This is a genomic window from Coleofasciculus sp., assembly GCF_046565525.1.
Classification (GTDB): Bacteria; Cyanobacteriota; Cyanobacteriia; order Cyanobacteriales; family Coleofasciculaceae; genus Coleofasciculus.
On record NZ_JBKHUP010000013.1, the window covers coordinates 24,772 to 36,576 of the forward strand.

General features: G+C 47.1%; 12 protein-coding genes. 7 read left to right on the forward strand and 5 right to left on the reverse strand.

Annotated elements, in window-relative coordinates:
• The first annotated feature begins 128 nt into the window (after window positions 1–128).
• The 3 genes from ACLGGO_RS06760 (at window position 129) to ACLGGO_RS06770 (ending at window position 3,489) form a co-directional block, all read left to right on the forward strand.
• Window positions 129–593 carry an IS200/IS605 family accessory protein TnpB-related protein gene (locus ACLGGO_RS06760; RefSeq protein WP_446418731.1) on the forward strand — a complete coding sequence of 155 codons (465 nt, stop codon included), beginning with the start codon at window positions 129–131 and terminating at the stop codon, window positions 591–593.
• Window positions 594–800: 207 nt separating this feature from the next.
• Window positions 801–3,047, forward strand: coding sequence for a glycoside hydrolase (locus ACLGGO_RS06765; protein ID WP_446339356.1), 2,247 nt, complete (start codon window positions 801–803; stop codon window positions 3,045–3,047).
• A gap of 94 nt (window positions 3,048–3,141) precedes the next feature.
• A complete protein-coding gene (locus tag ACLGGO_RS06770; RefSeq protein ID WP_446418732.1) occupies window positions 3,142–3,489 on the forward strand; it encodes a four helix bundle protein in 348 nt (115 codons plus the stop codon).
• A gap of 359 nt (window positions 3,490–3,848) precedes the next feature.
• Here ACLGGO_RS06770 and ACLGGO_RS06775 read toward each other — a convergent pair whose 3' ends face one another.
• Window positions 3,849–4,139, reverse strand: a complete 291-nt coding sequence (locus ACLGGO_RS06775) for a hypothetical protein (RefSeq protein WP_446418733.1) — start codon at window positions 4,137–4,139, stop codon at window positions 3,849–3,851.
• A 250-nt stretch (window positions 4,140–4,389) separates the two neighbouring features.
• Between ACLGGO_RS06775 and ACLGGO_RS06780 the strand changes: the two genes are divergently transcribed.
• Window positions 4,390–5,145, forward strand: coding sequence for a metallophosphoesterase family protein (locus ACLGGO_RS06780; protein ID WP_446418734.1), 756 nt, complete (start codon window positions 4,390–4,392; stop codon window positions 5,143–5,145).
• A gap of 12 nt (window positions 5,146–5,157) precedes the next feature.
• Here the strand turns inward: ACLGGO_RS06780 and ACLGGO_RS06785 are convergent, their stop codons facing one another.
• The 4 genes from ACLGGO_RS06785 to tnpA all read right to left on the reverse strand — a co-directional run bounded on the left by ACLGGO_RS06785 (window position 5,158) and on the right by tnpA (window position 8,616).
• Entirely contained in the window at window positions 5,158–5,832 is a 675-nt protein-coding gene (locus tag ACLGGO_RS06785; RefSeq protein ID WP_446339361.1) for a phosphoribosylanthranilate isomerase, read from the reverse strand.
• Between the two features lie 200 nt (window positions 5,833–6,032).
• Window positions 6,033–7,772: a DUF3352 domain-containing protein gene (locus ACLGGO_RS06790; protein ID WP_446418735.1), complete on the reverse strand. Its 1,740-nt coding sequence runs from the start codon at window positions 7,770–7,772 to the stop codon at window positions 6,033–6,035.
• Between the two features lie 69 nt (window positions 7,773–7,841).
• Window positions 7,842–8,111: a hypothetical protein gene (locus ACLGGO_RS06795; protein ID WP_446418736.1), complete on the reverse strand. Its 270-nt coding sequence runs from the start codon at window positions 8,109–8,111 to the stop codon at window positions 7,842–7,844.
• Between the two features lie 76 nt (window positions 8,112–8,187).
• The gene (tnpA, locus tag ACLGGO_RS06800) at window positions 8,188–8,616 is read right to left on the reverse strand and encodes an IS200/IS605 family transposase (RefSeq protein ID WP_446339364.1); all 429 of its coding nucleotides are present in this window, start codon (window positions 8,614–8,616) and stop codon (window positions 8,188–8,190) included.
• Window positions 8,617–8,630: 14 nt separating this feature from the next.
• Here tnpA and ACLGGO_RS06805 point away from each other — a divergent pair, with 14 nt between their 5' ends.
• The 3 genes from ACLGGO_RS06805 (at window position 8,631) to hrcA (ending at window position 11,650) form a co-directional block, all read left to right on the forward strand.
• The gene (locus ACLGGO_RS06805; protein WP_446418737.1) at window positions 8,631–9,884 is read left to right on the forward strand and encodes an RNA-guided endonuclease InsQ/TnpB family protein; all 1,254 of its coding nucleotides are present in this window, start codon (window positions 8,631–8,633) and stop codon (window positions 9,882–9,884) included.
• Between the two features lie 78 nt (window positions 9,885–9,962).
• Complete coding sequence (locus ACLGGO_RS06810; protein ID WP_446339366.1) at window positions 9,963–10,322, forward strand: rhodanese-like domain-containing protein; 360 nt, start codon at window positions 9,963–9,965, stop codon at window positions 10,320–10,322.
• A gap of 239 nt (window positions 10,323–10,561) precedes the next feature.
• On the forward strand, window positions 10,562–11,650 hold the full coding sequence (gene hrcA, locus ACLGGO_RS06815; RefSeq protein ID WP_446339367.1) for a heat-inducible transcriptional repressor HrcA: 1,089 nt from the start codon (window positions 10,562–10,564) through the stop codon (window positions 11,648–11,650).
• Window positions 11,651–11,805 lie beyond the last annotated feature (155 nt).

Here is an 11,805-nt window from a genome sequence, read left to right on the forward strand (position 1 = left end):
TAACCTTCCGACTCGTAGCCGAAATGGTATGTCGAATTGTTTGATTAGCAAGCGTTTTTAGTTGAGCGTTAAGGGTTTGCAGCAGTAGCCCGAATACCTAGATTTACCTATAATTTGTCGTTACTGACTTGACCACAATAGCCTTGGAGTATAAGCGCCCCATTGTTGTCGAAAAACTTGATTTTACCGATAAGAAAAAACGGTTGCGTGAGCTAAATGCAAAGACACGCCGTATGTTGAGTAACTTTGCTTACTCTAAATTTCTTCAACTTCTATTAGCTAGATGCTTCAAACTGGGTATCCAGGTTATTGAGGTCAATCCTGCCTACAGTAGTTGGATTGCATTGATTAAGTTCATGTCGATGTATGGCATGAATAGTGCCACAGCCGCTGCTTTCGTGTTAGCTCGGCGTGGAATGTTTTTATCAGAAAGACTGCCAGCCAGAACCGCCTACCAAGAAACGGAATCTTTGAAGCACGTCTGGTCACATTGGCGGTTAGTGGCGAAACGAGTCAAAGGTTCGTCTCGCCACTCCTTCTATCAGCCTAGACTAACAGTCTACTCCAGGTTACGCTCAGTACGGAGCTCTTAATCACGGGATGAACCGCCATCGGCTGCTGTCAATTCCTTCGGGGAGCTTGGAGAGGTCGGTGAGAATCCGACGGGAAGTCGTTAGTACCGCATGACGGCGTATCTTGCATAGTTTTGCATAGATATTTTTTAGCGGTTAAGAGTTATAAAGGGAGAGAATTCCTTTGTTCACATATCAACTCGATACCCTTAACGTTTATTATTAGCGATGAGCCATCCATTGTACGTTGCCTTTATCTGGCATCAGCATCAACCCCTCTATAAAAGTCGCAACAACCTGTCCGGGTCAAATGGACGATATCGCCTCCCTTGGGTGCGGCTACATGGGACGAAAGATTATCTGGATTTAGTGCTATTGTTAGAGCGCTATCCCAAGTTACACCAGACGGTCAACTTGGTGCCGTCGCTGATTTTGCAGTTAGAAGATTATATGGCGGGAACAGCCTTTGATCCCTATCTGGAGTTAGCCCTGACGCCGAGTGAGCAACTCAAGCCAGACCAACGACAGTTTATCGTTGAGCATTTTTTTGATGCCCATCACCGTACCTTGATTGACCCCCATCCTCGATATGCCGAGTTATACCAGATGCGGCAAGAACATGGGAAAACCTGGTGTGTGGATCATTGGACGCATCAGGATTACAGCGATTTACTAGCATGGCACAACTTGGCGTGGATTGACCCGATATTCTGGGATGACCCAGAAATTGCGGCTTGGTTAGAGAAAGGACGAAACTTTACATTAAGCGATCGCCAGCGGATTTATTCTAAACAACGAGATATCCTCAAGCGGATTATTCCTCAGCATCGCAAAATGCAAGAGGCGGGTCAGCTAGAGGTGACAACAACCCCTTATACTCACCCGATTTTACCCTTACTCGCCGATACCCATTCCGGGCGGGTAGCGATTCCGGAGATGACATTACCCCTACAGCACTTCCGGTGGGAAGAAGACATTCCCCGCCACCTAGAAAAAGCGTGGCAGATGTATGAAGAACGATTTGGGCGTACACCACGGGGGTTGTGGCCCTCAGAACAGTCGGTGAGTCCAGTGATTCTACCCTATATTGCTGAGGCGGGATTTGAGTGGATTTGTTCCGATGAGGCGGTATTGGGGTGGACAGTGCAGCACTTTTTCCACCGGGATGAAGCCGGAACCCTAATGGAACCCACATTGTTATATCGCCCCTATCGCTTAGAGACACCCCAGGGGAACTTGGCAGTTGTCTTTCGCGATCACCGCTTATCTGATTTAATTGGCTTTACTTATGGGTCAATGGAACCCCATCAGGCGTCAACGGATTTTGTCAGTCACTTAGAAGCCATTTCTCGTTCCATCCACCGCCATCAGCAGCAGGGAGAGACTGGGTTAGATCAACCTTGGCTAGTAACGATTGCTTTGGATGGGGAGAATTGTTGGGAATTTTACCAAAAAGATGGGATTCCTTTCCTCACCTCACTGTATGAAAAACTCTCGGCGCATCCTCAGATAAAATTGGTCACGGTGTCGGAATTTCTGGATCAGTTTCCCCCCACCGCCACACTTCCAGCAGATCGACTCCATAGTGGATCATGGGTAGATGGTAGTTTTAGCACTTGGATTGGTGATCCAGTTAAGAATCGGGCGTGGGATTTACTCACTCAAGCGCGGCAGACTTTAGCCAATCATCCCGAAGCTACACCGGAAAACAATCCTGAAGTCTGGGAAGCTTTATATGCGGCTGAAGGATCAGATTGGTTTTGGTGGTTTGGCGAGGGTCATTCATCGAACCAAGATGCTATTTTTGACCAGTTATTCCGAGAACATTTGAGTGGGATTTATGAGGCATTAAATGAACCGATTCCTGCCAGTCTTAAGCAACCCCTGGACACCTACGAATCGAAAGGCGATCACCGACCGGAAACGTTTATTCATCCGGTGATTGATGGCTTTGGAGATGAGCAAGATTGGGATAAAGCAGGTCGCATAGAAGTTGGTGGCGCACGGGGAACGATGCACCGCAGCAGTGTGATTCAGCGGTTATGGTATGGTTTGGATCACCTTAATTTTTACCTGCGATTGGATTTCCAGGCAGGGATTAAAATTGGTCAGGATATTCCTCCGGAATTGCATTTATTATGGTTTTATCCGAATCGAACGGTTAACAATAGTCCAGCACCTTTAGCCGAGGTTCCCGATACTGCCCCGGTGAACTATTTGTTTCACCACCACTTAGGGATTAATTTGTTAGCCGGTTCGACTTGGTTAGAAGAAGCCGCAGACTATTATCAATGGCATCCCCGCACCAGTCGCGCCCAAGTTGCGTTTAAGCAATGTTTAGAGGTGGCTGTACCCTGGGCAGATTTGCATGTTGAACCGGATTATCTGCTACAGTTGGTGATGGTTTCTGCTGATAATGGCATTTTCCGCAGTTATATCCCAGAGAATAACTTGGTGGGGTTACAGGTGCCGTAAATGGGTTGATTGTTCATTGTTCATTGTTCATGGTTTTTGTGGCTATGAATGATGAACAATTTAACCAATTGATGAGGAAAGGAGAATTTGAAGGATGACGGATTTCCGAAAATTGAAAGAATGGAACAAAGCCCATGAGTTAACGGTTGACGTTTATCAGGTGACTAAAGGGTTTCCAGAAGAGGAATTACTGGGGTTAACTCAACAGATTCGTCTGGCTTGTGCGGCAATTCCGATTAAAATTGCTCAGGGGTGCGATCGCGAGGAGGCGGAGGACAGACTCAGCTTCCTGCGGCTGGCGCGGGATTCGGCGATTGAGGTGGAGTATTATCTGCTACTGTGTTATGAGTTGGAATTGCTGAGTGCTATAGACTATGACCGTTTAGTCAGTGGGGTGGTTGAGGTGAAAGAACTATTGGAGTCTTTTATCCAAAAATTATAGGGGAATTTTTGATAGTGGAGTTTTATCAAGAACACTGATAGTCAGGGCGGGTTTATTCACTTAGGGGTCTCAATACCAGATAAGAGTAAAACCCGCCCCTACAAATCACCTGGTTATGCGCCATTGTTTATTTTAATATGTTGATATGATTTATACTTTAAAATCAGCACCTCCGGCTCCATGCCTCAGTAGTTGCATCTCTGTGACTAATCTTTGTGGATCAATCTCTAGTACTGCAATCATACCCTTGAACACAGCATCCACAGCTTTTATATCTTGGCGATTACTCCTAATGTCCCAGTCTGATTCCGAGAGTTTTTCCCAACCCATTCCGCAGGACAAAGCTAACCTAGTCGCAGCTAATTGAGTCCAGGATTGGTCATGATTAAACCATGATTTTGCAATAGTTCCAATATCTCAGTACGCCAACCTGTTGCCGCAAATGCCTCAAAGACGCGATCGCGATCGCCAGCGCGAACAAAAATGTCCAGATCTTTGGTATGGCGGGCGATTCCGGTGTAATGCTCAAACCCATAGGCACCACCCACCAAAAAGGGTATTCCAGCTCCCTGGAGCGTTTTCAGAGCTTTTGTATAGAATTCCTGGGTTTTTGGAGCAAGATCATCCAAACTGGGTATATTTGATGACATATCATATCAACTGAATGCATATTTTTTGGGTTAATTAATCTATCTTGTACTCCACTTTAAGTGCGTAACCTCAATCTAAAGACATTACTTTGAGCCGCCTAGTGAGTGTATAAACTGCTACCTCAGACGTATGAAAATGAACCTACTCCTGGGCGATTATAGACCTGAGATGTGTCTCCCTCTCAGTTGCCGATGAAGCCGTGTGTCCAGAGGGGAAGGGTATGCATCTTAGAGCGTGATGGAGAAAAAAATGGCGATCGCAAACAAGACGGTGCGTATAGCAGCAGTTGGAGATATTCACTGTGGCAAAAACTCTCAGGGAACCTTAAAGCCGTTGTTTGAGGAAATTAATGATAGCGCCGATATACTCTTATTGTGCGGAGACCTGACTGAGTATGGTTTACCCGAAGAAGCCCAGATTCTCACCGAAGAACTAAACATGGTCAAGATACCTATCCTTGCTGTACTCGGTAATCACGACTATGAATCCCAACAGCCTGATCAGCTCCAAAAGATCCTTTCTGATGCTGGCATTATCCTGCTAGATGGGGAAACCTGCGAGATTCAGGGTATTGGTTTTGCTGGTGTTAAAGGTTTCGCGGGTGGTTTTGGTCGGAGAACTCTAGAACCTTGGGGTGAAGCGGCGATTAAACACTTCGTTCATGAAGCAGTAGAGGAAGCCCTGAAGCTGGAATCAGCCTTAGCTCGACTACGAACTCAACAGCGTGTCGTCTTACTCCATTATTCCCCCATCTCAATGACTGTTAAAGGTGAACCCCCAGAGATTTTTCCCTTTCTGGGTTCCAGCCGATTGGAGGAACCGTTGAATCGTTACCCCGTCTCTGTGGTCTTCCATGGACATGCCCACTATGGTAGTCCTGAAGGTCGCACGAGTAAAGACATCCCTGTCTATAACGTCGCTATGCCACTTTTGCGGCAAACATTCCCCGATCGCCCGCCGTTCCGTATAGTAGAACTCCCGATAGCCGCGCACGCAGCTACATGAGGGACAAAAGAGTTAGAAGTTAAAACTTTTGTTCACTTGATTGAAGAACTCAGCAAGCTTACCCTCATCTAATTTGCCATTCGTGCGAACCCCATTACAAACATCCACACCAAAGGGTTTAACCGCTTGAATCGCATCTTTGACATTCTCCGGAGTCAGTCCACCCGCGAGGAAAACTGGCACGTTGACTAACTCCCGGATGCGTCGGCTAATTGTCCAATCATGAACTCGCCCGGTTCTACCCAGTTCTTTCTCTGATAACATGGGATTCCCCGAATCGAGGAGCAATGCTGAAACATGGGGTGCAACTGCCAAAGCTTCCTCGATCGCGGCTTCGCTGGTGACATAAATCGCTTGGACAATGGCAATTCCTGGTAACGCCTGACGTAAATCATCATGGCTTCCCCATTGCAGGCGATCGCACATCTGAATCGTGTTGACGCCTAAGCGTCGTTGCTGGGCAATAATCGCGATGGTATCAAATTTACTGGTGAGTAGAAATGAACAGACACCCGGAGGTATCCTAGCGGCGACTTGGGCAATCAATCCTTCAGACACCATACCCGATCCACTGGGCATCTCGGATACTAAGCCTATGGCACAAGCGCCATAACAAATGGCGAGATTGGCTTCGTCAACACTACCGATGCAGCAAATTTTAACTCTGGGTCGGATTGTGGGTTCCATCAAATTCCGAAGAAAAACGTTCTCATACAAAGGCTTCAGGAGAGGGCGAGCCGACCGTCTGTAGGGGCGGGTTTTACCGATACCATGTAAGAAAAAACTGGTAACTTATGTAAACCCGCCCTGTTTCTGGTGTTGTTAATTAGGCTAAGCGGGTTGCCCCTACCTTGTCGATGATAACTCTATTCGAGGAACAATTAATTTTAACTGGAGGATTGATCAACCCATTGGAAAAATAACTTGCTCTGTTGAACACCTTGATTAACACCATAGCTGGTGATGGTTAGCGATCGCAGGTGGTCAAATAAAGGTTGACCAATGAGTTCCACCACCCGCACAATGGGAAGCTGACGCTCAAGCAAGGGTTGACTCTCTAACCAGTTGATATAGAGATACCCATCATTTTGAGTCGGTAAGGCTGCGATCGCGTTCTGGAAGCTGGGATTGTGCAGTAGCGAATCCTTCACCCCATTAAGCGCCGCGTCCATTGCTTCAATTGAAGTGGCAAACACTTCGTAGTCTCCCACCGTGGTGTGAACGCCCTGAACTTGGGCTTGTAAACTTAACAACCCATCTTGGCGATTCTTCAGGGCTTTTGCCGTAACCAACTTCGTCCACGCTGTAATTGTGCGATCGGCAAACGGCAGTTCTCCGACATTTAATCCCTGCTGCTGAGCCACTATATCCAAATGCTCAATCCCATCAATTGCCTGATCATTTTTACCCGTTTGTGTCACAAAAATCCAGTCGGGATTCGGTTGATCCGGTCGAGGGAACCAGGATAGGGCATAGTCCCCTTCCACCCAACTGAAAATCTCTTCTGGCAATTGAATCCCCCAACGAGACTTGAACTGGGCAATCCCTTGGTTGAGTAAGCTGCTGAGATTCTCATCGGCTTCGAGTCGGGTGGATAGTTGTCTCCAGAATTGGTTTAAATCAACCCCAGCAATTGCCAAAGCACTTTGGGCGGGAATGTACTCGAGGGCATCAACAGGCTGAGACAGGGCTGGGGTAATCGGTTCTGGACTCGATTTTGACCGGGGAATAGCCGTTTGTGCCAACAGCCCCTGAGGAGTTAGGGACAGAGTAAGGGCTAAACTTTTAGACGCCTCAAACGACTCGCGATCGGGAATCGGTTGATTAGAAATCCAGGCGGCTAGGGCGGGTAAATTCACCAGGCTGAATCCAATTCGCGGTTCTGTCAAACTTTGCAGCAGTTGTTGATAATCAGGATCTTCTGCCAAACTCAAATCAGCAACTTGTACCGTATTAATCGCATTCCGCAATACCTTGGGGTGATTGGCATATAGCACAAAGCGATCGCCCACGATCGCACTGGTTAAGATGTCCGGGATGGGACGAGATTCTGTATCGTCTGCAACCTTTTTCCCACCGGGACTAGATGGCTGATAAATCAGGTTGACTCCTTGATAGGATTCAACGACTAAATCGGCTGAGTCAGCCGTCATGCGTCGGGAATAAACCTGTTCCTGGGCGGCTTGGGGTTCATTGGTGGTAAAGATGAGTAAGTATCCCGGTTGTGCCGCATTTTCGGGATTGCGGTCAACATCTAAGGAGGTTACAGCCAGAGTCAGTTCATCATCAATCCAGGGTTGAATGTCCCGTTGATAGTCCAGCCCCAAATTTGCCAGCAGACTGTTTTCCAGTTGTTGGAACTGTGCGATCGCACGTCCTCGCTTCTGGGGCTCAACCACCACTTGCTGCAACGCTGCTAAGCGATCGGGATTCACGAGTAACGATATCATCGCGGGGGCTTGTTTCGGCACGAAAATCGCCGCCGTGGGATTTTTTACCTCCCGTTCCTGCAATAGAGTTAGGGGGCTGTGGGCGTTGACCCAGAACCAGCTACCTCCAGCGAGTAATAGCAACATTATCACACCGGCTGCCAAGGCATAAAAAAACGAGCGTAGTTTCATGGTCATTTGTCCTTCGTCTTATGTCCTTCGTCATTCGTCTTATGTCCTTCGTCATACTCGCTTCCCGACAAGAAGCTACGTCTTATGTCCTTTGTTGAAGGTGACTTGCACTCTAATCGGGGCGGGCGCGAGTGATATCAGGGTGACAACCTTCCCGTTAATGGTAAAACCCGCCCCTACACGCTCTCCCTCTGCTCCCTCTGCTCCCTCTGCTCCCCCTGCTCCCCCTGCTCCCTCTGCTCCCTCTGCTCCCCCTGCTCCCCCTGCTCCCTCTGCTCCCTCTGCTCCCCCATCTCCCCCATCTCCCCCACACCCTTTGCCAATCTTAAAAAGACCGCCTTTCATCCCAACCCCCTGAAGGGGTTGGGATGAAAGGCGGGTAAAAATATATAGAAGGTTCGATGCCTTCTATTTTTACAAATCACTTCCCAAGGCATTGCTCAGTAATGTATCTGTTGATCACTTCAGCCGACATAGAGCCGACTGTTCCAACGTAATAGGCTGAAGTCCACAAGCTGTCCTTCCCACAGGCTTTTTTGAGATGAGGGAATTTTTCTCTCAAAAAGCGAGAAGAGTAACCTTTGAGTATATTAGCAATATTGGCTGGACTGAAACGAGGAGGAGCAGAAACAAAAACATGAACATGATCAATGTCTGTTTCTATTGCTAGTAGAGTTAGTTCGTTACGGTCACAAGCCTCTTGTATCAGTTGCTTGACGCAGTCCGCTACTTCTGGTACTAATATCTTTCTCCTGTACTTAGGAATCCATACCAAGTGGTAAGCGATGGAGTAGTGAGTCCATCGCGTTTTCCCTGTCTGGAACTTTGTTGCTGTATATGAGCTTTTCATGCTACAATTTTACCATGCAAACTACCAATGTTTACAGGCTTCCATTTCTTTCTATCGAGGTATTCCAGCGATTGCAAGCCAGTCAACAAGAGTCGGCAAAGGTCTGGAACACCTGCAAGGACTTGCACAGAACATGCAGGGTCTCACATTTGGAATGGTTGAGTCTAACAGACCTCCAAAAACACACCAAAGGAAAGTTTGAGTTACACTCTCAATCTATTCAGTTGGTCTGTCGCGCTTTTATCGGCAATATTGACAGTACAAAGTCCAATCGCCAACAGGGATTAAAAAATATTAAATACCCATGGCGGGACAAAAAATTCTACCCCGCTCATTGGCATGGTCAAGCGGTTAAACACCAAAAAGGTAAAACCGTTCTATCAATGGGAAAGGGAAGAAAGCCGATTGTTCTACCGATTGAAATCGACCCGTACTGCACTATCGCTAAATTAGTTTGGAGTCGAGGATTTGAGCTTCATGTTTCACACAACGTAGAAGTATCCCCTCAAGTCAAAAGTGATGTGACAGCCGCTATCGACTTGGGCGAAATTCATCTAGCCACGGTTGTGACAAGTTCCGGTGAAGGACTAATCGTTACAGGTCGAGGCATCCGTTCACTCAAGCGGCATCGCCATAAGCAGTTACGTCAGATTGTCAAAAAGCAGTCTCGTTGCAAAAAGGGTTCCAGACGCTGGCAGAAATTGCAACGAGCCAAAAACAAATTGTTGCTTAGAACTGAGCGCCGAATTAAAGATCTCCGTCATAAAGCCACCACCTCTGTTGTGAGCTTTCTCAAAGCTCAAGGTGTTTCCCAGGTCTATATCGGGAATCCAGATGGCGTTAGAAGAAAAAATAGTGGGCGTAAGCACAATCAGCGAATGGCTGGATGGGAATACGGCACTGATATTGATTACCTGACCTATAAGTGCAAGATTGCTGGTATCAAAGCTAGCGATGGCAACGAGAGAGGCTCAAGTAGCACTTGCCCCGAATGTGGACACCGCCATAAACCTCGTTCCCGTAATTGGAAATGCCCTAAGTGTAAATTTACGGATCACAGGGATCTAGTAGGTGCTGTCAATATTCACCACATCGGATTTGGCAAAAAAATAGTGATGCCAACTCGCATCACGTATCTACGACCTGGTATCACCAGGAGTAGTAGTAGCGGCGACACCCGCCATAGTTGTCTAACTTTAGACTTAGGCTCAGCCACCTGTATTTCAGGATCTTCCACGGAAGATAGGTCAACCCTTAGTTTTGGTTAGAAGCCTACCCCCTTGCCATCGGGTGGGAGTGTCACGGATATCGGTATTCTGGTATGTATTATTTTCCTTGTACCCGTTATGTCAGCTCAATCCTTTGGTCAACCCATTCCCCAAGTCAATGTTGAGGAACTCGCGCAGCGGATCAGCCAATCCCCACAAGGACTCCAGCTTATCGACGTGCGTGAACCCCAAGAAGTCGCGATCGCGCATATTCAGGGGTTTGATGTTCTACCCTTGAGCGAATTTGCCCAATGGTCCGACCAAATCCACAGCCGCTTTGAAGCTGATGCTGAAACCTTGGTGATATGTCACCACGGTATCCGTTCGGCTCAAATGTGCCAGTGGTTAGCGGATCAGGGGTTTACCAATGTCAAAAATGTCGCGGGCGGAATTGATGCCTATTCCGCAATAGTCGATCCTACCATCCCTCGCTACTAGCAGTCGATCATGGCAAGCTACAGAATCCCAGGTTCTTCTGTTATCTTAAAATCAATACCCTTTAAGACGGCATTCATCCTATTGGGAAAGTCCGTCCCTTCAAACGTCAGTTTAGCGGCGTTGGCGATTTAACCTATCTCTAGGGATATCTTGGAGAAAAGTTTCTCCATAAATTGCCATGACCATGATGATTTTAAATGATTCTGGGGAAAATCTGATTACGTTCGGCTTTTTTTCAAATGTCTGTACACGTCAGTCTTAATCATCGGCAACAACATATTCTTTGGGCAACTATCCGTCATTACATTGCGACGGCGGAACCTGTGGGTTCCAAAGCTTTAGCCCAGGAGTATGATTTGAGTGTTAGCCCTGCTACAATTCGCTCTTGCATGAGTGTGCTAGAAAAATCTGGCTTACTCTATCAACCTCATACCTCGGCGGGACGAGTTCCCTCGGATTCAGGATATCGCATTTATGTGGATCACCTGATTCAACCATCCAATACGTTGGGACGTCACGCTGAGACATTATTGGCAGATCATTTGAAGGGTGACGATTTCAACTTTGAAGCTTTGCTACGCGATGCAGGGCAAATTCTCTCGACTCTAAGTGGGTATATTACCCTGATCACCTTACCTCAAACCCAAACGACACGATTGCGCCATTTGCAATTAGTATCTGTCACACCAGGGCGGGTAATGTTGATTGTGGTGACTGATGCCTATCAAACCCAATCCATTGTTATGGAATTGTCCTCGGTATCGCCGGATGATCAAGCCGATGCAGCGAATGTTGAGCAAGAGTTACAAATATTATCCAACTTTTTAAGTAGTAAGCTGCGGGGACGATCTCTAGGTGAACTGGTGAACTTAAATTGGAGTGAACTTGACCGCGAATTTGTCCAGTATGCCGATTTCTTGAAGAAGGTATTGGCAGAATTGACTCGCCGGATGAAAACATCGGTAGCCACGCCGATTTTAGTTCGGGGGATTGCTGAGTTATTGCGTCAGCCGGAATTTGCTGAATTGCAACAAGTTCAAATGTTGCTTCATCTGTTGGAAGAAGAACAGCAGCAACTTTGGCCCCTAATCTTTGAACTTCCTGATAGTGTAAGTTCTAGGCGGCGGGCAAAAGTGCGAATTGGTTCAGAGAATCCTTTGGAACCCATGCAAACCTGTACGTTGGTTAGTGCGACTTATGAACAGGATAATCTGCCTGTGGGTAGTGTGGGAATTCTCGGACCTACTCGGATGCTTTATGAAAACGCCATCGCTCTTGTGGAAGCCACGGCTGATTATCTGACGGAGGCGTTGAGTCAGGTGGCTTAGTCATTTGTCATTTGTCATTCGTTCTTTGTGATATAGCTATCGTAATCAAGGTGAGGACTTTCGTGACGGCTGATCGGGTATCTTTGAACATAAAACCTTTTCTTCGCTTTTGAATATCTTGCTGATCTAAGTTGACCGCAGGATTGGCTAAAAAG

What these genes read in the sequence shown, in the direction of transcription:
- ACLGGO_RS06765 (WP_446339356.1), top strand. Translation starts at nt 801, where the DNA reads ATGAGCCATCCATTGTACGTTGCCTTTATCTGGCATCAGCATCAACCC.
- ACLGGO_RS06770 (WP_446418732.1), top strand. Translation starts at nt 3,142, where the DNA reads ATGACGGATTTCCGAAAATTGAAAGAATGGAACAAAGCCCATGAGTTA.
- ACLGGO_RS06810 (WP_446339366.1), top strand. Translation starts at nt 9,963, where the DNA reads ATGTCAGCTCAATCCTTTGGTCAACCCATTCCCCAAGTCAATGTTGAG.
- hrcA (WP_446339367.1), top strand. Translation starts at nt 10,562, where the DNA reads ATGTCTGTACACGTCAGTCTTAATCATCGGCAACAACATATTCTTTGG.
- ACLGGO_RS06795 (WP_446418736.1), bottom strand. Translation starts at nt 8,111, where the DNA reads ATGAAAGGCGGTCTTTTTAAGATTGGCAAAGGGTGTGGGGGAGATGGG.
- ACLGGO_RS06780 (WP_446418734.1), top strand. Translation starts at nt 4,390, where the DNA reads ATGGCGATCGCAAACAAGACGGTGCGTATAGCAGCAGTTGGAGATATT.
- ACLGGO_RS06785 (WP_446339361.1), bottom strand. Translation starts at nt 5,832, where the DNA reads ATGGAACCCACAATCCGACCCAGAGTTAAAATTTGCTGCATCGGTAGT.
- ACLGGO_RS06790 (WP_446418735.1), bottom strand. Translation starts at nt 7,772, where the DNA reads ATGACCATGAAACTACGCTCGTTTTTTTATGCCTTGGCAGCCGGTGTG.
- tnpA (WP_446339364.1), bottom strand. Translation starts at nt 8,616, where the DNA reads ATGAAAAGCTCATATACAGCAACAAAGTTCCAGACAGGGAAAACGCGA.
- ACLGGO_RS06805 (WP_446418737.1), top strand. Translation starts at nt 8,631, where the DNA reads ATGCAAACTACCAATGTTTACAGGCTTCCATTTCTTTCTATCGAGGTA.
- ACLGGO_RS06775 (WP_446418733.1), bottom strand. Translation starts at nt 4,139, where the DNA reads ATGTCATCAAATATACCCAGTTTGGATGATCTTGCTCCAAAAACCCAG.